This window comes from Mesorhizobium sp. YC-39 (assembly GCF_025753795.1).
Classification (GTDB): domain Bacteria; phylum Pseudomonadota; class Alphaproteobacteria; order Rhizobiales; family Rhizobiaceae; genus Mesorhizobium.
In genome coordinates, this window is sequence record NZ_JAOWPS010000001.1 from 1,147,301 (window position 1) to 1,167,025 (window position 19,725).

The following is a 19,725-nucleotide window of genomic DNA, read 5'->3' on the forward strand; positions in this document are numbered from 1 at the left end:
TTAGGGTTTGCCCCGAGGGCGTGCAGCGGTTTTGCGATAACGACATGAATAAAAACAAGAACTTAAAGCACGTCGCATGAATCCTTTCAAAAGCGATGCGCTTTAAGCTAAGCTTCTCCGAACGTTCCTGGCCCTGACCCGAGGCCATGCCTCCAGGAGGTAGCGATGGAAAACGTTCGGAATCTGACTCCGGCCCCGCCGACATCGGGCATCATTGCTTCCAGCGTCTATACGGCCGGCCGGCGCATCGCCGACATTCCGATCGAGGAAGCAGGCGACTGGGCTGGAAAGCCCGGCCATGTCGTCTGGATCGGGCTGCTGGAGCCCGACCGCAACCTGTTGCTCCGCGTCCAGGCGCAATTCCATCTGCATGAGCTGGCGATCGAGGACGCCGAGCATCCGCATCAAAGGCCGAAGATCGAACAATATGGCGATGCCTTGTTCATCGTTGCCCGCACGGCTCAACTGATCGACGGCCGCGTCACCTTCGGCGAGACGCATCTGTTCGTCGGCGCCGGCTACATCGTCAGCGTCAGGCACGGTCCATCGACCTCTTATGCCGCAGTGCGCCAGCACTGGGAAAGCTGCCCGCACTCGCTGGCCAAGGGCGAGGACTTCGTGCTCTATGCCATCCTCGATTTCATCGTCGACAACTACATGCCGGTGCTCGAGCAGATCGAGGACGAGGTCGAGGCGATCGAGGACAAGGTCCTGCTAAGGCCGATGACCGGCCCCGATATAGAGCGGCTCTACATGCTGCGCCGCGACCTGTTGCGCTTGCGCAATGCGGCGCTGCCGCTGGTGGAGGTCTGCCGCCGGCTGACCAGCGCCGACCTGCCGCAGATCCATGCGGCCATGCACCCGCTGTTTCGCGACGTCACCGACCATATCCGCACCGTCCAGGAGAAGATCGACAGTCTGCGGGAAGTGCTTGCCTTCGCCTTCGAAGCCAGCCTTCTGGTGGGCCAGAGCCAGGAAACGGCGAACACCAAGAAGCTCGCCTCATGGGCCGCCATATTGGCGGTTCCGACGGCGCTCGCCGGCATCTACGGCATGAATTTCAATGATATGCCGGAACTGAGGATGGAATACGGCTACCCGGTCGTGCTGGTGTCGATCGCCACGATCTGCTCTTTTCTCTACTGGCGTTTTCGCAAGAATGGCTGGCTGTGAGGGTAAGGGAATAGGCAGTAGCCAGTAGGGAATAGGCAATACGGAGTGAGTTATCGGCGAAACGACGCTTGTGAAGCGCTGTCTTTCCCCTACTCCCTATTCCCCACTGCCTATCGCCTATCTATGCCGCCGCCGCTCCGAAGCCGGCTGGAACGCGATGCGGGAGTGGTACTTGCAATAAGGCCCGGTCTCGGCGGCATCATTGCCGCAGAAATGGAAGTCCTCCGAAAGCGGATCGCCATTCGGCCATTTGCAGGTCCGCTCGTTCAATTCGACGAGCTGCAGATGCCGCGAGATCGGTACGACGACGTTCTCGACCGGGCGGATGTAATGTCGTGCCACCGGTTCGGCGTCGAATTGCGCCTGCAACGCGGTCGCTCCGATCGACGTGGTCATATGCCGCGCCGCGCTTGCCGCCCGTGACACCGATTTCTGCACGCTCGATCCCTGTACGCTCTTCTTCTGGCGTGCCGGCGTGGCCGTCGATCGACCGCGGCCCGACAGTTTCAGCCGGTGCACCTTGCCGATGACCGCATTGCGGCTGACACCACCGAGCTGTGCGGCGATCTGGCTTGCGCTCAGTCCTTCCGACCATAGTTTTCTAAGAAGTTCGACCCGCTCGTCAGTCCAGTTCATGAGACCGCGCTCCTGCTGAGGCGTGCGGCGATCGGAATCCTTTCCCGACCCGGCTCCCGCCGGGCAAACAACACCACATATACCGGGTGATTAGGTCCGCCGCACGAAATCTAGTTATTTCTCGACTACAAATACCTTATGCGCTGACTCGGTGACAAGAGTCCCGAGGGCAACACGAATCGGTTTTTTCGGTTTTCCCCAACTTGCCCGGTCGCTTATGAGCCGGCGTCTCGCTGAGGGGCTTGCCGCGCGTCCTTGCGCGACGTTTTCGTTGACTTCATGGCCGAAAAACACGATAAGCCGCAAAGGCCGCCGCTTTGGCGGCTTTTTTGATTTTCCGGTTCCGGAGACGCATATAATGAGCGGTTCGGCGCTTTTCGAGACCTTTACCCGCGCACCCCTGGCTTTCGACCATGGGGAAGGCACTTGGCTGGTTACCGACAAGGGCGAGCGATATCTCGATTTCGCCGGCGGCATCGCCGTAAACTCGCTGGGCCACGGCCATCCGCATCTGGTTGCCGCGCTCACCGAGCAGGCGGCCAAGCTCTGGCACGTCTCCAACCTCTATGAGATCCCGGGGCAGACACGGCTCGGCGAGCGGCTGGCCGAAGCCACCTTTGCCGACAAGGTGTTCTTTACCAATTCGGGCGCCGAGGCGCTGGAATGCGCGATCAAGACGGCGCGGCGCTACCATTTCGTCAAGGGCCATCCCGAGCGCTTTCGTATTGTCACCTTCGAAGGCGCCTTTCATGGCCGCACCCTGGCGACGATAGCGGCAGGCGGCCAATACAAATATCTTGAAGGGTTCGGACCCAAGGTCGAAGGCTTCGATCAGGTCGGTTTCGATGACATCGATGCCGCCGAAAAGGCGGTCACGCCGGAGACAGCCGCGATCCTGGTCGAGCCTGTACAGGGAGAAGGCGGTATCCGTCCGGTGCCGACGCAGTCGTTGAAGCGGCTCAGGCAGCTCTGCGACCAGCATGGTCTGCTCCTGATCTACGACGAGGTCCAGTGCGGTATCGGCCGCACCGGAAAGCTGTTCGCGCATGAATGGTCCGGTGTTGCGCCCGATATCATGGCGATCGCCAAGGGCATTGGCGGTGGCTTTCCAATGGGCGCCTGTCTTGCCACCGACGAGGCAGCGGTTGGCATGACCGCCGGCGTGCATGGCACCACCTTCGGTGGCAATCCGCTGGCGATGGCGGTCGGCAACGCCGTGCTTGACGTGGTGCTGGAAGACGGCTTCCTGGAGGATGTCCAGCGCAAGGCGTTGTTGCTGAAGCAGGGCCTGGCGGGTGTCGCCGATGAGTTTCCCGACGTCATTGAAGGCATCCGGGGCACTGGCCTGATGCTCGGCCTCAAATGCGTCATGCCCAACACCAAGGTGAACATGGCGCTGCGCGACCAGCATCTGTTGGCGGTTCCGGCGGGCGACAACGTTATCCGCCTGCTGCCGCCGCTCACCGTCACCGATGCCGAGATCCATGAGGCGCTCGACCGCATCCGCGCCGGTGCCCGGGGTCTGGCTGACGCCATCGCCGCGGCTGCCGCGAAGTAATCCTGGAACCAGTCCTGATGTCACTTCGCCATTTCACCGATCTCTCCGCCGTTTCCGCAAGCGACCTGCGCTTCATGCTGGACGATGCGGTGGTGCGAAAGGCGCGCCTCAAGGCCGGCGAGCGGACGAAGCCACTTGAAGGCAAGGTGCTGGCGATGATCTTCGACAAGCCGTCGACGCGTACGCGCGTCTCTTTCGATGTCGGCATGCGCCAGCTCGGCGGCGAAACCATCATGCTGACCGGCACTGAGATGCAGCTCGGCCGCTCCGAAACCATCGCCGACACCGCCAAGGTGCTGTCGCGCTATGTCGATGCGATCATGATCCGCACCACCTCGCATGAGCGGCTGCTGGAGCTGACCGAGAATGCCACCATACCCGTCATCAACGGGCTGACCGATGACACCCATCCCTGCCAATTGATGGCCGACATCATGACCTTCGAGGAACATCGTGGTCCGGTGGCCGGCAAGACAATCGCCTGGACCGGCGACGGCAATAACGTGCTGCATTCCCTGCTGGAAGCGTCGGCCCGGTTCGCCTTCAACCTCAATGTCGCGGTGCCTGAAGGCAGTGAGCCGGGCGAGAAGCATGTCGACTGGTCGAAGCGGCATGGCGGCAAGCTGAACTTCACCCGCTCGCCCGAGGAGGCGGTCCACGAGGCCGACTGCGTCGTCACCGACTGCTGGGTGTCGATGGGCCAGGAACACCGCGCCCGTGGCCACAACGTTTTCCTGCCCTACCAGGTCAATGCGGCGCTGATGGCGAAGGCCAAGCCCGATGCGCTCTTCATGCACTGCCTGCCGGCGCATCGCGGCGAGGAGGTCACCGACGAGGTCATAGACGGGCCGCATTCGGTGGTGTTCGACGAGGCCGAGAACCGGCTCCACGCCCAGAAGGCGGTTCTGGCCTGGTGTCTGGGCGCTTGATCCCGGCCACCTTGATCCGGCCCGCCTTGATCCGGGGATGCGTGGTGCCTATCTCAGGCGCATCACGCAAAATGAGCGCGTTTCGACGCATGCGCCCCGGAGGGCGGCATGGCCGCGCCCCGGAGCTTTGTCATGTTGGAAACCCGTCAGTTGACTGAATATCAACCCAAACTCGGCGAATTCGGCTACGCCGGCGACGATCATGTCGTGCCCTTCGAGGTCGGCCCGCTCGATGTGCGCGGCCGCACCGTCCAGCTCGGGCCGATGCTCGACGCGATCCTTTCCCGTCACGACTATCCCGAGCCGGTCGCCCGCCTGCTGGCGGAAGCCTGCGTGCTGACGGTGCTGCTTGGCACCTCGCTCAAGTTCGAGGGCAAGTTCATCCTGCAGACCCGCACCGATGGGCCGGTCGACATGCTGGTCGCGGATTTTTCCACGCCGTCCGCACTGCGGGCCTATGCGCGTTTCGATGCCGACCGGCTGGAGGCGCTGACGGCCGCCGGCGAGACGTCGCAGCAGACGCTACTCGGCAGCGGCGTGCTGGCGCTGACCATCGACCAGGGCGCCCATACGCAGCGCTATCAGGGCATCGTCCAGCTTGATGGCGAGACGCTGGAGGAGGCGGCGCGCACCTATTTCCGTCAGTCGGAACAGATCCCGACCGATCTCCGGCTTTCAGTGGCCAAGCTGTTGACGCCCGGTAACGGCGCTGCCCGCGAGCAGTGGCGCGCTGGCGGTATCCTGGCGCAGTTCCTGCCGCAGTCGCCCGAACGCATGCGCGTGCCCGACCTGCCGGGCGGCGATGGTGATCCGCGCGAGGAAATCCACGATCCGGCCGACAATTCCTGGCGCGAACTGCTGGCACTGCTCGGCACCATCGAGCCGACCGAACTGATCGATCCGACGATCGGCGCCGAGCGGCTGCTCTATCGCCTGTTCCACGAGCACGGCGTCCGTGTCTTCGGCGGCGTGCCGGTCGCCGACCAGTGCTCATGCTCGAGGGATAAGATCCGCGGTATTCTTGAAGGTTTTTCCGCCGACGAGATCAGGGACAGCACCGAGGATGGCGGCATTCACGTCGCCTGCGAATTCTGCTCGAAGCAGTATGACTTCGACCCGGCGGAGTTCGCTGCGGCTCAATGAAATACCTTCCTTCTCCCCGCTCACGGGGAGAAGGTGCCGGCAGGCGGATGAGGGGCAGCACGAACTTCCGTTTCAGTTCACCGTTCGCTTGGTCCCTGGCAAATCGAGCGAGAAGGCGGGGATGGCGATGTTGAACGTCTCGCCCCGCGCGTTGCGCATGGTGTAGTGGCCGACCATGATGCCGGACGGCGTCGGCAACGGGCAGCCGGACGTATATTGATAGCTGTCGCCGGGGTTGAGTTCGGGCTGGTCGCCGACGACCCCGGCGCCGCGCACTTCCTCGACGCGACCGGCGCCGTCCGTGATGTGCCAATAGCGCGACAGAAGCTGCACGAACTCGGCCGACTGATTGTCGATGGTCACCTGGTAACCCCAGACATAGCGGTTCTCCGACGGGTCCGAGCGATCCTCCAGATAGAACGGCCTGACTTGCACTTCGATGTTGCGCGTGACGGCGCGGTACATGAGCTACTCCAAACAGTCCCAGCGGAAGTTTCGACGCGCTCCTTTATAAGGTTAACGGCGCGCGGTGCCTGTCCCTTCCGGTTTTATGCGCACGTGCCGGCAAACAATGTCATTTAAGTGACACATGACAATGATGGTGTGCACGAACCGTGCCGGGCGACTCGGGCGCTCTGTCGACCTGTTCAAAACGGCCACCTTCCGGCCGGCTTTTCCGGAAAGACCAGATCTCGATGGAACTGATCGTCATAGCCGCCGCCCTGTTTTCGACCGTCCTGCTTCTTTCAAATCTCGCAAGCATCCTGCTCGCCGCTTTCCGGCTGAAGCCGCCGCGCACCCTCGCACGGCCCGCCGGCAAGGCGCCGCCGGTGTCGATCGTCATTCCCTCGCGCGGCGTCGAGCCATTCACCGAAGAAACGCTTGCGCGTGCCTTCTCGCTCGACTGGTCGCGTTACGAACTCATCTTCTGTGTCGCTAATGCCGATGATCCGGTGGTCAAACTGATAAACAGGGCGATTGCCCGGTTTCCCAAGGTGCCGGCGCGGCTGCTGGTCGGCGACGACCGCATCAGCGCCAATCCGAAGCTCAACAATTGCGTCAAGGGCTGGGAGGCGGCCCGCCACCACTGGGTCATCCTTGCCGATTCCAATGTCCTGATGCCGAGGGACTATGTCCAGCACCTGATGGCCGCATGGCGGCCCGACACCGGCCTGGTCTGCTCGACGCCGATCGGCTCGCGGCCGGACGGCTTCTGGGCGGAGGTCGAATGCGCCTTCCTCAACACGCTGCAGGCGCGCTGGCAATATGCCGGCGAGGCGCTCGGCCTCGGCTTCGCCCAAGGCAAGAGCATGCTGTGGAAGAAACCGATGCTCGACGCCAATGGCGGCATCCGCGCGCTTGCCGCCGAGATCGCCGAGGACGCCGCCGCGACCAAGCTGGTCAACGGGCTCGGATTGCGCGTCAATCTTGTCGCCTCGCCATTCGAGCAGCCGCTCGGTCAGCGCGCCTTTGGCGAGATCTGGTCGCGCCAGGCGCGCTGGGCGCGCCTGCGCCGCGTCACCTTCCCGCTATTCTTCGCGCCGGAAATCCTGACCGGCGCGGCACTGCCGCTGCTATTGGCGCTGTTTGCGGCGGCTCAAGCCGGGATCAGCCTGCCTGCCACCGCGCTCTGCGTGCTGGCGGTCGCCTATGTGCCGGAATGCACGCTAGCATGGGCCAAGGGCTGGTACCTGTCGCCACGCATGGTCGCGGCGATGATCGTGCGTGACGCCATGCTGCCCGCGATATGGGCGCGCGGCTGGCTGGGCGGCGCGGTCGACTGGCGCGGCAATGCGATGACGATCCGGACCAAGGATTTGACCGAGCTGGAAGAGACGCCGTCAGGCGCCTGACCGGCGAACCGCCCCTGATCCCTATTTGGCGGCCTTCAGCGCCTGCTCGACATCCGCGAGCAGATCGTCCGTATCTTCCAGGCCGACGGACAGCCTCAGCGTGCCCGGTCCGATGCCGAGTTCGGCGCGCGCCTCGTCGCTCAGATTCTTGTGCGTCGTCGTCGCCGGATGGGTGATCAGGCTCTTTGCGTCACCAAGATTGTTGGAGATCAGCACGATGTCGAGAGCGTTCTGAAAGGCGAAGGCTGCCGGCTTGCCGCCCTTGACGTCGAGGCAGATCAGCGTCGAGCCGCCCGTCATCTGCTTTTTGACGACGGCCGCCTGCGGGTGATCGGCGCGGCCAGGATAGATGACGCGGGCGATCTCATGCCGCCCAGCGAGGAAATCCGCGATTTTCCCGGCGCTTTCCGTCTGCTGGCGTACGCGCAGCGGCAGCGTCTCCAGGCCCTTCAGCAGCGTCCAGGCATTGAACGGCGACAGGCTGGGGCCGGTGTGGCGGAAATAGTCGTGCAAATTCTCGTCGATCCACTTCTTGTCCGACAGGATAACGCCGCCCAGACACCGCCCCTGGCCGTCAATATGCTTGGTCGCCGAATAGACGACGATGTGAGCGCCGAGCTGCAAGGGCTTCTGCTGTAAGGGGGTGGCAAAGACATTGTCGACGATCAGCCGCGCCCCGATCGAGTTGGCAAGCGTTGCGACGGCCGCGATGTCGACCACCTCCAGCGTCGGATTGGTCGGGCTTTCCAGGAAGAACAGCTTGGTGTTTGGCCTGATCGCCTTTTCCCAGTTGGCGATGTCGGTGCCGTCGACCAGCGTCGCCTCGATGCCGTATTTCGGCGCCAGCGTCTCGACCACCCAGCGGCAAGAGCCGAACAGCGCGCGCGCCGCCACGATATGGTCGCCGGCCCTGGCGCTGCACAGAAGGGCCGCGGTCACCGCCGCCATGCCGGATGCGGTGGCGCGCGCGTCTTCCGCACCTTCCAGCGCGCACATGCGTTTTTCGAACATGTCGACCGTGGGATTGGCGTAGCGTGAATAGATGAAGCCCGGTTCCTCGCCCTTGAAGCGGGCTTCCGCCGCCTGTGCCGTCTCGTAGACATAGCCCTGGGTGAGGTACATCGCCTCGGAGGTCTCGCCGAAGCCAGAACGCAGCGTCCCGCCATGCACGAGTGCGGTTTGAGGCTTCCAGTTACGCTTCTTGGTGCTCATCGTTTGGTTCCAGACACAAAAAAACCGGCCGCGAAAGTCGCAACCGGTCCATACGGCCTTGCGGCCCGACGGTCCTTTAGCGACTTGTTTAACGTGGCTGCAAGCCGACCGGCCAAATCACCACGGGATAACGACCCTTTAGACCCGCGCCGCGCTTGCGTCAATTGCCGGCATGATTAAGAGGTTTGTACCAGCGGCCCCTTGGAGCAGCCTTTGCGGCAGACAGGCATTCTTCCCGATCAGGACATTTCCGCGCTGTTCCAGTCCGGCGCGCTGAAGGCGCCTGCGCTCGATGCCGATCAGATCCAGCCGGCCAGCCTCGACCTTAGGCTCGGCGACAAGGCCTGGCGAGTGCGCGCCTCCTTCCTGCCGGGCCCGAACCACAAGGTCGCCGAAAAGCTCGATCGGCTTAAGCTGCACGAGATCAATCTGGCAGAGGGCGCCGTGCTCGAAACCGGCTGCGTCTATATCGTGCCGCTGCTCGAAAGCTTGGCGCTGCCTGAAAACATTTCGGCCTCGGCCAACCCGAAGAGCTCGACCGGACGGCTCGACATCTTCACCCGCGTCATGACCGATCGCGGCCACGAGTTCGACAAGATCGCCGCCGGCTACACCGGCCCGCTCTATCTGGAGGTCAGCCCGCGCACCTTCCCAATCGTGGTCCGCACCGGCTCGCGGCTGTCGCAGATCCGGTTCCGCACCGGCAACGCGCTGCTGTCGGAAAGCGAGCTGCACAAACTGCATCGCGCCGAGACGCTGGTCGCGACCGATCCGCCCAACATTTCCGGCGGCGGCATCGCACTGTCGATCGATCTCAATGGCGACAAGGACGGGCTGGTCGGCTACCGCGGCAAGCATCACACCGGGCTGGTCGATGTCGACAAGCGCGCCGCGCAGGATGTCGTCGACTTCTGGGAACCACTCTACAAAAGCGGCGCCGGCGAGCTCGTGCTCGATCCGGACGAATTCTATATCCTTGTCAGCCAGGAGGCGGTGCATGTGCCGCCGCTCTACGCCGCCGAGATGACGCCCTTCGATCCGCTGGTCGGCGAATTCCGTGTCCACTATGCCGGTTTCTTCGATCCGGGCTTCGGCCATTCGGCGGCCGGCGGCACCGGCAGCCGGGCGGTGCTCGAAGTGCGCAGCCATGAAGTGCCGTTCATTCTCGATCACGGCCAGATCGTCGGGCGCCTGGTCTACGAGCATATGCTGAAGCGGCCGCAGGCGCTCTACGGCACCGATCTCGGCTCGAACTACCAGGCGCAAGGCCTGAAATTGTCCAAGCATTTCCGCGCCGCGCGCTGATCCTCGTCATAGCCATACCGTGCTTGCCTGATCCCGCGAGCCGTGCTTGGCTGTGGCTCAGCCTGGAACAAGGGGAACAAAAATGCAGATTTCGAGATGGATCATATCGGCAGCGGCTGCTGCCATGCTGGTGGCCGGCGCTGGCTTGTCGTCGGCCCAGGCACAGGAAAAACTGAAGATCGGCACCGAGGGTGCCTATCCGCCGTTCAACACCATCACCGCGGACGGCAAGCTGGTCGGCTTCGATATCGATATCGCCGATGCACTTTGCGCTCAGATGAAGGTCGAATGCGAGCTCGTCACTCAGGACTGGGACGGCATGATTCCGGCGCTCCAGGCCAAGAAATTCGATGCCATCATCGCCTCGATGAGCATCACCGAGGAGCGCAAGAAGCAGGTCTCCTTCACCAACAAATATTACACCACGCCGCTGTCACTGGTGGCGCTGAAGGACACTGACATCGACTCGACCGAAGCCGCGGCGCTCGCCGGCAAGACGGTGGGGGCGCAGGCCTCCACGACCCAGGCCGACTATGCCCAGAACGTCTATGGCAAGGCCGGCGCCGAGGCAAAGCTCTACCCGACCCAGGAAGAGGCGATCACCGACCTCATGAATGGCCGTCTCGACGCCGTCCTTTCGGACAAGTTCGTGCTGATGGACTGGATGAAGAAGGCGAGCGACGGCTGCTGCAAGATGGTCGGCGACGTCAAGGGCACCGAGACGGAAGCCGGCATCGCCGTGCGCAAGGAAGACAATGCGCTGCGCGAAAAGCTCAACGCGGCCATCGACGCCATCGTCGCCGACGGCACCTACAAGAAGATCCAGGCCAAGTACTTCGACTTCGATATTTATTGAGGTTGGAACGGCCATCTCCCCCCTCGAGGGGGAGATGGCCGGCAGGCCAGAGGGAGTCGGTCCGGCCGGGCTCGGCTCTTTATCGCAGACGCAGGAGGCCGGCGCTCTACGCGAGACGACCCCCTCTGTCGCCCTCGGCGACATCTCCCCCTCAAGGGGGGAGATTACCCACTCAAAGCGCCTTCACAGCCACCTTCACTGGCTTTTCTATCTCCAGCGGATTGCGCAGCGGCAGGCCGAAATCCCCGGCCTCGATCTCGAAGACGTCGCCGGCTTCGGTCCGGATGCCGTCGGCAAAGGACAGCGTCGCCGTGCCGAACATGTGCACATGCACGTCGCCCGGCTGGCGGAAGGCAGAGTATTTGAAATGGTGGTGCTCGAGATTGGCGATGGTGTGCGACATGTTCGCCTCGCCCGACAGGAACGGCTTTTCCCAAAGCAGTTTGCCGTCGCGAAGGATGCGCGAGGAGCCCCTGATGTCGGATGGCAGGTCGCCGATCAGGATCTCCGGTCCGAACGAGGCGTTGCGCAGCTTGGAATGCGCGAGGAACAGATAGTTCACGCGCTCGGTGACATGGTCTGAAAACTCGTTTGACAGGGTGAAGCCGACGCGGAACGGTGCGCCGTCGTCGCCGATGACGTAGATGCCGGCGATTTCCGGTTCCTCGCCGGCGTCCTGCGCGAAGGCCGGCGACATCAGTGCCGCGCCCGGCGCCACCGCCATCGTGCCATTGCCCTTGTAGAACCATTCCGGCTGCACGCCTGTCTGGCCCTTGGCCGGCTTGCCGCCCTCCAGCCCCATGCGGAACATCTTCATGGAATCGGTGAGCTGTTCCTCGCCGTCGGTGCTGAGCTTCTTGTGCATGGAATCGCGAGTCGCCGCGGAGCCGAGATGCGTCAAGCCCGTACCGGTGAGATGGAGATGCGCGGGATCGGGATGGTTGATCGGCGATACCAGTCGTCCCTTCTTGTAGATGGTATCGAGATCGACCGTCTCGCCGTAGCCCTTGCGTTCGATGAGCGCTTCGAGGCCGGTGCCGGTGCGGGCGGCCTCCATCGCCAGCGAATAGACGCTGCGGGCGCCGTTGATGATCCGGGTCTTGCCGCCATTGCGGGCAACGACGCGGATCGTCTCGGCGTCGTCGAGGATCTGGGAGATCAGCATGATGATGTACCCTCTCTCATTTGCCTTGGCGGCCTGCCGGTTTGGCAAAGCGCTTCCAAGCGCGACCCGGACCAGGTCCGCGCCACGGGTGAAATTCTTCGTCCGGATTGCGCTCGCTGGCCTGGTCTCTGAGGAGACTTCTTCGCACCGACCTCTTGCCGGCAGCCGCGATGTGACCCGTATGGTTTCCTCGTCCGGCCAGGTTTTTCCCGGCTCAACCCTTGTTCTTGTTGTAGACGTCGAAGACCACGGCGCCGAGCAGCACCAGGCCTTTCACAACCTGCTGCCAGTCGACATTGACGCCCATGATCGACATGCCGTTGTTCATGACGCCCATGATGAAGCCGCCGACCACCGCGCCGATGACCTGGCCGACGCCGCCCATGGCCGAAGCGCCACCGATGAACACGGCGGCAATGACGTCGAGCTCGCTGCCCAGCCCCGCCGCCGGCACAGCCTGCCCCAGGCGCGCCGCGATGATCAGGCCGCCAAGCGCCGACAGCACGCCCATATTGATGAACACCATCAAGGTCAGCCGTTCGGTCTTGATGCCCGACAGCTGCGCCGCCTTGGCATTGCCGCCCATCGCGTAGATGCGGCGACCGATCGTCATGCGTTTGGTGACGAAGACGAACAGGGCAATCAGCACGCCCATCACCATGAGGACGATTGGCAGGCCTCTATAGGTGGCGAACTGGTAGACCAGAAACAGCGCCAGCGCGCTGGTCACCAGGGTCTTGATGACGAACAGCGAGAAGGGTTCGGCTTCGTAGCCATGCCGCTCGCGGCTGCGCCGTGCCCGGAGCCCGAAATAGGCATAGACGAGCACGGCGACGAGGCCGATCACGATCGTTGTCATATGCAGCGTCAGCCCGCTGCCGACGATAGTCTTGCCGGCGGCGTTCACGACCGGCGGGATCAGCGTCAGCGAACCGATCACGTCCGGAATGAAGCCTGAGCTGAGCGCCTTGAAGCCGTCTGGAAGCGGCCCCACGGAAGACCCGCCACCCAGCAGCGCTTGGCAGATGCCGCGGAAGATCAGCATCCCCGCCAGCGTGACGATGAAGCTCGGTATTCGGTGATAGGCAATCCAGTAGCCTTGAGCCGCGCCGATCGCGCCGCCCACGATCAGGCAGATGATCGACACCACCAGCGGATTGCTCAAAGGGCCGAGCGGCCAGATTACCATCATCATCGCCGCCAGCGCGCCGATGAAGCCGGCGACGGAGCCGACGCTGAGGTCGATATGGCCAGAGACGATCACCAGAAGCATGCCCAGCGCCATCACGATGATGAAGCTGTTCTGCTGCACCAGATTGCTCAAATTCACCGGCTTGAACAACGTTCCGGATGTCGTGAACTGGAAGAACACCATGATGGCGATCAGCGCCAGGATCAGGCCGTATTCGCGCAGATTGGTGACCAGCGCCGAGACGGCAACGCGAGGTGTCTGTTGCAGATCTTGGGCGACGCCGCTCTGCGGCCCGGGAGCGCTTTCGGTGCTCATGATGCTTTTCCTTCTCCGCGGACGATGGCGCGCATGATTTTTTCCTGACTTGCGTCGCTTGCCGCCATTTCTCCCACGATGCGTCCTTCATTCATGACGTAGATGCGGTCGGTGATGCCGAGCAGTTCGGGCATTTCCGACGAAATGACGATGATCGCCTTACCTTCAGAGGCGAGACGCGCGATGATCGTATAGATCTCATATTTGGCGCCGACGTCGATGCCACGCGTCGGCTCGTCGAGGATCAGCACTTCCGGATTGGCGAACAGCCACTTCGACAGCACCACCTTCTGTTGATTGCCGCCCGACAGGTTGCCCGTCATCTGGTAGACGCTGGACGAACGGATGTTGGTCTTGGCCTTGTATTCGTTGGCGACGGCGAGTTCGCGCATATCGTCGATCACGCTATGGCGCGACACACCGCCGAGATTGGCCAGCGTGATGTTGTGCTTGATATGATCGATCAGGTTGAGGCCGTAGGTCTTGCGGTCCTCGGTGACGTAGGCGATGCCGTGTTCCACCGCCTTGCTCACCGAGGAGACATCGATCGGCTTGCCCTTGAGCAGCACCTCGCCGCTGATGTGGCGGCCGTAGGAGCGGCCGAACAGGCTCATGGCGAATTCGGTGCGTCCGGCGCCCATCAGCCCGGCGATGCCGACCACCTCGCCCTTGCGCACGTCGATGTCGATACCCTTGATCACTTGCCGCTCGGCATGGATCGGATGATAGACCGACCAGTTCTTCACCTGGAGCACGACCTCACCGATCTTGGGCTCGCGCGGCGGATAGCGGTCGTCGAGCGAGCGGCCGACCATCGAGGTGATGATGCGGTCTTCCGAAATGTCTTTCTTGGCGAGTGTCTCGATCGTCCGCCCGTCGCGGATGATGGTGACCTTGTCGGCGACCCGGTTGACCTCGTTGAGCTTGTGCGAGATCAGGATCGAGGTGATGCCTTGCCGCTTGAATTCGAGCAATAGATCAAGCAGCGCCTGGCTGTCCTTTTCAGACAGGCTCGCGGTTGGCTCGTCGAGGATCAGCAGCTTCACTTCCTTGCTGAGCGCCTTGGCGATCTCGACCAGCTGCTGCTTGCCGACACCGATATTGGTGATCAACGTCTTGGGGTCCTCCTTGAGGCCCACCTTCTTGAGCAGGGCGCTGGTGCGTGTCTCGTTGGCATCCCAGTCGATGACGCCATATCTGGCGTGTTCGTTGCCAAGGAAAATGTTTTCCGTGATCGACAGCATCGGCACCAGCGCAAGTTCCTGGTGGATGATGACGATGCCCTTGTGTTCGCTGTCGTGGATGCCTTTGAAATGGCATTCTTCGCCACGGTAGACGATCGCGCCGTCATAGGTGCCGGACGCATAAACGCCCGACAGCACCTTCATCAGCGTCGACTTGCCGGCGCCGTTCTCTCCGACCACGGCATGGATCTCGCCTTCTTCGACGCGCAAATTGACGTTGGACAGCGCCTTCACGCCGGGAAACGTCTTGGTGATGTCGCGCATCTCCAAAATCGTCGAGGTCATCAGGAATTAAGCTCCTCCGAGATCGGCAAACATACCGGGCTCGCTGGTTAACGAAAAGGGGCCCTGCGTTGCGCAGGACCCCAGACTTTGCAACCGGGATTACTTCAGCTCGTCGGCCTTGATGTAGCCGGAGTCGACCACCAGCGCCTGGTAGTTCGACTTGTCGACATCATGCGGCGTCAACAGGATCGAGGGAACGACCTTGACGTCGTTGTTGTAGGTCGTGGTGTCGAGGCCGTCTGGCTTGCCGCCCGAGAGCACCTTGTCGACGAGTTCGACCGTCGCCTTGGCCAGTTCGCGGGTGTCCTTGAACACGGTCGAATACTGCTCGCCGGCGATGATCGCCTTGACCGAAGCGGTCTCGGCGTCCTGGCCGGTCACGATGGGCCACGGCTGGTCGGCGGTGCCGTAGCCGACAGCGCGCAGCGAGGCGATGATGCCGCGCGACAGGCCGTCATAGGGCGACAGCACGCCATCGACGCGGCTGCCATCCGAGTAGTTGGCGGAGAGCAGATTGTCCATGCGAGCCTGGGCGGTCGCGGCCAGCCAACGCAGCGTGCCGACCTTGTCCATGCCCATCTGGCCGGACTTCACCACCAGCGTCTTGTCATCGATAAGCGGCTGCAGCACCGACATGGCGCCGTTGTAGAAGAAGAAGGCGTTGTTGTCGTCCGGCGAACCGCCGAACAGCTCGATGTTGAACGGACCCTTCTTTTCCGGATAGCCGAGACCCTTGAGCAGCGATTTGGCCTGGATGACGCCGACGCCGAAATTGTCGAAGGTGGTGTAGTAGTCGACATTGGCCGTCTTCTTGATCAGGCGGTCATAGGCAACGACGACGACACCGGCGTCAGCGGCCTTCTGCAGCGCGTCCGACATGGTGGTGCCATCGATCGAGGCGATGATCAGCGCCTTCGGGCCCTTGGTGATTTCGTTTTCCAGCTGGCTGAGCTGGTTCGGAATGTCGTCCTGGGCGTATTGCAGGTCGACGGTGTAGCCGAGAGCCTCGAGCTGGGACTTGACGGCGTCGCCGTCGTTGATCCAGCGCTGCGAGGTCTTGGTCGGCATCAGCACGCCGACCAGGCCTTCGCCTGCCTGCGCCGGCAGCGTCATGGCCGCGATACCAAGGGCCGCCACGGCGGCCAGTGTCTTGATGATTTTCACAGTAACTCTCCCTGGTTGATGGACGCGACACCTCGGGGCTTCGCGGGCCGCGCAGTCGAGCAGAAGCGCGAGCGCCGCTGTCGTCTATCGATCTCCGGTATCCTCCCAATCGGCCCCGGTACGCTTATTTCAATCGATACGATTTTTCTCGTCATCGACTGACACGTCTCGGGACGTGCGAAGGGTGTGTCCCTTTGACATAACTGTCAAATGCGATCTCTGATGGTTGCTATATCGAAACTGGTATATGAATGGAGCAGACCGGGCATCGGCGGGAGCTGGCGAAGATCATGGCGGCATTGCGGAATCCGCAAGGAATTTCAGGCGGTTACGACGACGTTCCGGGCGACGGCGAAACCTTGTTGCGCAGCGGCCTCAGCCTGCGCCACATGCGCATGATCGTCGCACTCGACGATCACGGCCGGGTGAGTGCCGCGGCGCAGGTGTTGAACATCTCGCAGCCCGCCGCCTCGCGCATGATCGCCGAGATGGAAGCGGTGCTCGACGTCAAGCTGTGCGAAAGGCTGCCGCGCGGCATCACGCTGACGCCCTATGGCAAGGCATTGGCCAGGCGCGCGCGCTCGATCCTGCTCGAGATGCGCGAGGTCGACCGCGAAATTTCAGAGCTCAAGGCCGGCAAGGGCGGCTCGGTGTTTCTCGGCGCGGTGACGGCGCCGGCGATCGAGCTGGCGGTGCCGGCGATTCGCGAAATCCGCCGCATCTATCCGCGCATCGAGATCACCATGCAGGTCGAGACCTCCAACGTGTTGGCGCGCGAGCTGATCGCCACGCGGCACGATTTCATCATCGCGCGCATCCCCGACGACCTCAATCCGCGGCTGTTCGAGTCCCGCGTCATCGGTGTCGAGAAAGCCTGCCTGATCGTGCGCCGCGGTCACCCGCTGAGCAAAGGCAAGGCGGTGCGCTTGGAAGAGACCGCCGCCTATGACTGGGTCTTCCAGTCGGGCGGCTCGCCGTTGCGCCAGGCGATGGAAAGCAATTTCCTGAACCGCAACATCGCCTTGCCGGACCGCATCCTCAACACCAGCTCGCTGCTCCTGACCCTGGTCATGGTCGCCCAGTCCGACGCCATCGCGCCGGTGTCGATCCAGGTGGCGAAATTCATCCAGAACCCCGAGGGACTGGCCGGCGCCATCGACGTCGTCCAGACCGAGTTCGACATCGAGGTCAGGCCCTACAGCCTGATCACCGTGAAGAACCGCGTGCTGTCGCCGGCGGCCAAGATGCTGCACGACTTTATTTTGCGCGAGGTGGGATGAAGCGCCGGCGCGAAAAGCCGCCGCGGTAGCGATACGCCGCCGCACTTTCTTCGTCGTCGGTCGCGTTCACCGCAGTGTTGTAGGCCATCGCTGAACACAGCGATAGGGCTGGGGCGCATCCGCTGCGACGCGTTGAATCTGGTGTGATTGACAGGTCAGCAGGGGAGTGATGTCGCGCGGCAAGCCCATTAGCTTTAACTAATTGTAGACCGCGCTGTCTCAGAATAGGACAGCGCGGTCTCTGTCGCAGTGGCCGCGCAGGCGGCTCCGGCTTTTCAGGCAACCCCTACCCCTGGCCGGAGCCGCCACTTTCTATCTACCAGAAGCGGTTGAAGCAACCGTTACCAGGCATCGTTTCCAATGCGTTTCGCGGATCGATCGACTACGAAACATTGGCCGTGCCGCGGCTCGTTCCCGAGCTACAAGGATTTTCGCTCGTCGTATCTCAGGGCGACGGTGAAGTTGCTTATCCAGCTCCCTATTTGCAGACCAACACCCATACCGACACAGTCGGCAGCCCAATCCCAGGCATCACGATCGCGCCCAATCATTTGAAGCCCTTGAACGACTTCGATTGCGGCGCCAGTCAGAATGAGGAGAAACGTCAGCTTTCCCCTATGCTTCGGCCAGGCAAAATATCCGATGGTCACCAGCACGGCGAACGCAACGGCATGATCAAGCTTGTCATGGCCGAGAGAGATGGCGATGCCAGCCATCTGCAACAGCCACGGAGGCGAAAGTGTTAGCAGGAGAACGAAAGTCAGCGTGGCCAGAAAAGCGGTCTTAGCAGCGACCCTATGTTGTCCTACGTGCGGCAAAGATTGTGTCTGCTTTTCATCTCAAAATTCAGGCCCTCGGCTACGCCCGGCAATTGTAAGTTTCATTTTTCAACGACTACGCGCATCGGTCGAACGGATGAAGGACAATGCTTCCGGCGTTAGTGCCGGAGCGTCTGCTGGCCGCCAGGGCTTGCTGTCACGTCTACCAACCCACGCTAGCGCCGGCCATCTTTTCAGCGATCACAAAATCAGGCGCAAAGCCTTGTGGCACAAGCTGGGGCGGGTAGGGGGAATCGAACCCGCGGTCAGCTTGGTAAGCTGGTCCTTTCGATTTAAATCCAATGACTTGGCTGTAAAATCGGGCTGAAGGGCATCAAACCCCGTCGAGGATGATGATCGTCGGCCGGTCGGGCAGGGACTTCAGCGAAACCGACAGCGACCGGCTGGAGCGGAATTCCACCGCGAAATCGTCGCCCATCCTGCCTGTGAATTCGCCGATCGGGGTCGCATGGCGATGCATCGGCAGGATCATCGAGGAATAGAGCCGCGTGGTGATTTCGGTCATCCGGTCGAGCGACAGCGTCATGCCGCCGTCGATAGGCACCATAAGGATGTCGAGCCGGCCGATGGCGCCGTAATGCGCGTCCTCCAGCCGATGGTGCAGATGGCCGAGATGGCCGATGCAGAGTCCCGCCACTTCGAAGATGAAGATGGAATTGCCGTCCTTGCCGAGATCGCCGCCATTGCGGATATCCGTCGGCACGTTGCGGATGTAGACATCGTCCACGACAATGGCGTGGCGCGCCGGACCGCCGTCCGGATTCCAACCGCGCAGCACATATTCGATAGCGGGATCCGGAAGGTCCGAATAATGGGTGCGGTGGGCCTTGTTCATGGTCACCACGCGCGGCAGCGGATCAGCGCCGTAGACGCCGGAAAAGTCGGTGGCGATCCTGACGCCAGCGGGCGTCTCGATGATGTAGGTCGAATGGCCGGCATAGGTGATCGTAACGTCGCCGTCGACGAAGGCCTGGGCTAGTGTAGGCGTCTGTGCCTTTGGCGCTGTGAAGCTGGCATAGGTGGCCGATGGCAGCGCTTCGGCGATCGCAACGCATCTCGACGGTGGCGGCTCTTCCTGGGCCGAAGCGGCGAGCGGCCAGAAAGCCAGGGTCAGCAGAGCGGCTGCGGATAGGCGGAGCATGGCTGTTTCCCGTGGCAGGATTGGCGCGCTCATGCCACGATAGCGCTAGCGATTATGATGGCTATCGGTGAGACAGTCACGTTTTCGCGAGCGCCGGAGCGGCTGGCCGTCCGGCCATGCACACCGAAACCGCGACTCAGTTATCACCAAGGCGCTGCGGACAAGAATACCCGCCTGGCCGACGCATAATTTCAGGAGATCTCCCAAGCGGCGCCAGCCATCCCCCACCATTTCACACTGGCGACGATCCAGACAGAGGACGAAAGCCCGTAAAACCACAGGCCTTCACTATCCTGAAAATCAGGCGCAAACCCTTGTAGCACAAGGTGGAGCGGGTAGCGGGAATCGAACCCGCGCGTTCAGCTTGGGAAGCTGACAAGCTACCATTACATCATACCCGCATAGCAGCCTCGTTACCACGCAAGCCAGCGCTTG

At 62.3% G+C, this 19,725-nt stretch carries 17 protein-coding genes, 1 tRNA gene and 1 riboswitch; of the genes, 8 read left to right on the top strand and 10 right to left on the bottom strand.

Annotated elements, in window-relative coordinates; all coding sequences use genetic code 11:
* Positions 1-165 precede the first annotated feature (165 nt).
* On the top strand, positions 166-1,173 hold the full coding sequence (locus OHD62_RS05440; protein ID WP_263781439.1) for a magnesium and cobalt transport protein CorA: 1,008 nt from the start codon (positions 166-168) through the stop codon (positions 1,171-1,173).
* 117 nt (positions 1,174-1,290) lie between these two features.
* Here OHD62_RS05440 and OHD62_RS05445 read toward each other — a convergent pair whose 3' ends face one another.
* Positions 1,291-1,809, bottom strand: a complete 519-nt coding sequence (locus OHD62_RS05445; protein ID WP_263781440.1) for a GcrA family cell cycle regulator — start codon at positions 1,807-1,809, stop codon at positions 1,291-1,293.
* A 358-nt stretch (positions 1,810-2,167) separates the two neighbouring features.
* Between OHD62_RS05445 and OHD62_RS05450 the strand changes: the two genes are divergently transcribed.
* The 3 genes from OHD62_RS05450 to OHD62_RS05460 all read left to right on the top strand — a co-directional run bounded on the left by OHD62_RS05450 (position 2,168) and on the right by OHD62_RS05460 (position 5,439).
* Positions 2,168-3,367: an aspartate aminotransferase family protein gene (locus OHD62_RS05450; RefSeq protein ID WP_263781441.1), complete on the top strand. Its 1,200-nt coding sequence runs from the start codon at positions 2,168-2,170 to the stop codon at positions 3,365-3,367.
* Between the two features lie 17 nt (positions 3,368-3,384).
* Positions 3,385-4,296, top strand: a complete 912-nt coding sequence (argF, locus tag OHD62_RS05455; RefSeq protein ID WP_263781442.1) for an ornithine carbamoyltransferase — start codon at positions 3,385-3,387, stop codon at positions 4,294-4,296.
* Between the two features lie 108 nt (positions 4,297-4,404).
* Positions 4,405-5,439, top strand: a complete 1,035-nt coding sequence (locus OHD62_RS05460; protein WP_263781443.1) for an Hsp33 family molecular chaperone — start codon at positions 4,405-4,407, stop codon at positions 5,437-5,439.
* Positions 5,440-5,511: 72 nt separating this feature from the next.
* Here OHD62_RS05460 and apaG read toward each other — a convergent pair whose 3' ends face one another.
* The gene (apaG, locus tag OHD62_RS05465; RefSeq protein WP_263781444.1) at positions 5,512-5,904 is read right to left on the bottom strand and encodes a Co2+/Mg2+ efflux protein ApaG; all 393 of its coding nucleotides are present in this window, start codon (positions 5,902-5,904) and stop codon (positions 5,512-5,514) included.
* A gap of 230 nt (positions 5,905-6,134) precedes the next feature.
* On the opposite strand from apaG, the gene OHD62_RS05470 reads away from it, so the two are divergent.
* Entirely contained in the window at positions 6,135-7,292 is a 1,158-nt protein-coding gene (locus tag OHD62_RS05470; RefSeq protein ID WP_263781446.1) for a ceramide glucosyltransferase, read from the top strand.
* Positions 7,293-7,313: 21 nt separating this feature from the next.
* Here OHD62_RS05470 and OHD62_RS05475 read toward each other — a convergent pair whose 3' ends face one another.
* Positions 7,314-8,504 (bottom strand): O-succinylhomoserine sulfhydrylase, encoded by a 1,191-nt coding sequence (locus OHD62_RS05475; RefSeq protein WP_263781447.1) that lies wholly within the window; start codon positions 8,502-8,504, stop codon positions 7,314-7,316.
* Between the two features lie 56 nt (positions 8,505-8,560).
* A riboswitch (SAM riboswitch) is annotated at positions 8,561-8,638 on the bottom strand.
* A 79-nt stretch (positions 8,639-8,717) separates the two neighbouring features.
* Between OHD62_RS05475 and OHD62_RS05480 the strand changes: the two genes are divergently transcribed.
* Positions 8,718-9,809: a 2'-deoxycytidine 5'-triphosphate deaminase gene (locus OHD62_RS05480; protein ID WP_263781448.1), complete on the top strand. Its 1,092-nt coding sequence runs from the start codon at positions 8,718-8,720 to the stop codon at positions 9,807-9,809.
* A gap of 82 nt (positions 9,810-9,891) precedes the next feature.
* Positions 9,892-10,665 (top strand): ABC transporter substrate-binding protein, encoded by a 774-nt coding sequence (locus OHD62_RS05485; protein ID WP_263781449.1) that lies wholly within the window; start codon positions 9,892-9,894, stop codon positions 10,663-10,665.
* A 172-nt stretch (positions 10,666-10,837) separates the two neighbouring features.
* Here OHD62_RS05485 and araD1 read toward each other — a convergent pair whose 3' ends face one another.
* The 4 genes from araD1 to chvE form a co-directional block, all read right to left on the bottom strand.
* Positions 10,838-11,830 (bottom strand): AraD1 family protein, encoded by a 993-nt coding sequence (araD1, locus tag OHD62_RS05490; protein ID WP_263781450.1) that lies wholly within the window; start codon positions 11,828-11,830, stop codon positions 10,838-10,840.
* A gap of 214 nt (positions 11,831-12,044) precedes the next feature.
* A complete protein-coding gene (gene mmsB, locus OHD62_RS05495) occupies positions 12,045-13,337 on the bottom strand; it encodes a multiple monosaccharide ABC transporter permease (RefSeq protein WP_263781451.1) in 1,293 nt (430 codons plus the stop codon).
* Positions 13,334-14,866 carry a multiple monosaccharide ABC transporter ATP-binding protein gene (gene mmsA / locus OHD62_RS05500; RefSeq protein WP_263781452.1) on the bottom strand — a complete coding sequence of 511 codons (1,533 nt, stop codon included), beginning with the start codon at positions 14,864-14,866 and terminating at the stop codon, positions 13,334-13,336. Before mmsA ends, mmsB begins: the two co-directional genes overlap by 4 nt.
* A 99-nt stretch (positions 14,867-14,965) precedes the next feature.
* Entirely contained in the window at positions 14,966-16,030 is a 1,065-nt protein-coding gene (gene chvE, locus OHD62_RS05505) for a multiple monosaccharide ABC transporter substrate-binding protein (RefSeq protein WP_263781453.1), read from the bottom strand.
* A gap of 290 nt (positions 16,031-16,320) precedes the next feature.
* On the opposite strand from chvE, the gene OHD62_RS05510 reads away from it, so the two are divergent.
* Positions 16,321-17,310, top strand: coding sequence for a LysR family transcriptional regulator (locus OHD62_RS05510; RefSeq protein ID WP_263781454.1), 990 nt, complete (start codon positions 16,321-16,323; stop codon positions 17,308-17,310).
* Between the two features lie 419 nt (positions 17,311-17,729).
* Here OHD62_RS05510 and OHD62_RS05515 read toward each other — a convergent pair whose 3' ends face one another.
* From OHD62_RS05515 to OHD62_RS05525, 3 genes are all read right to left on the bottom strand, one after another.
* Positions 17,730-18,026: a hypothetical protein gene (locus tag OHD62_RS05515; protein ID WP_263781455.1), complete on the bottom strand. Its 297-nt coding sequence runs from the start codon at positions 18,024-18,026 to the stop codon at positions 17,730-17,732.
* A gap of 436 nt (positions 18,027-18,462) precedes the next feature.
* A complete protein-coding gene (locus tag OHD62_RS05520) occupies positions 18,463-19,290 on the bottom strand; it encodes an MBL fold metallo-hydrolase (RefSeq protein ID WP_263781456.1) in 828 nt (275 codons plus the stop codon).
* 327 nt (positions 19,291-19,617) lie between these two features.
* A tRNA-Gly gene (locus OHD62_RS05525) sits at positions 19,618-19,691 on the bottom strand.
* Positions 19,692-19,725 lie beyond the last annotated feature (34 nt).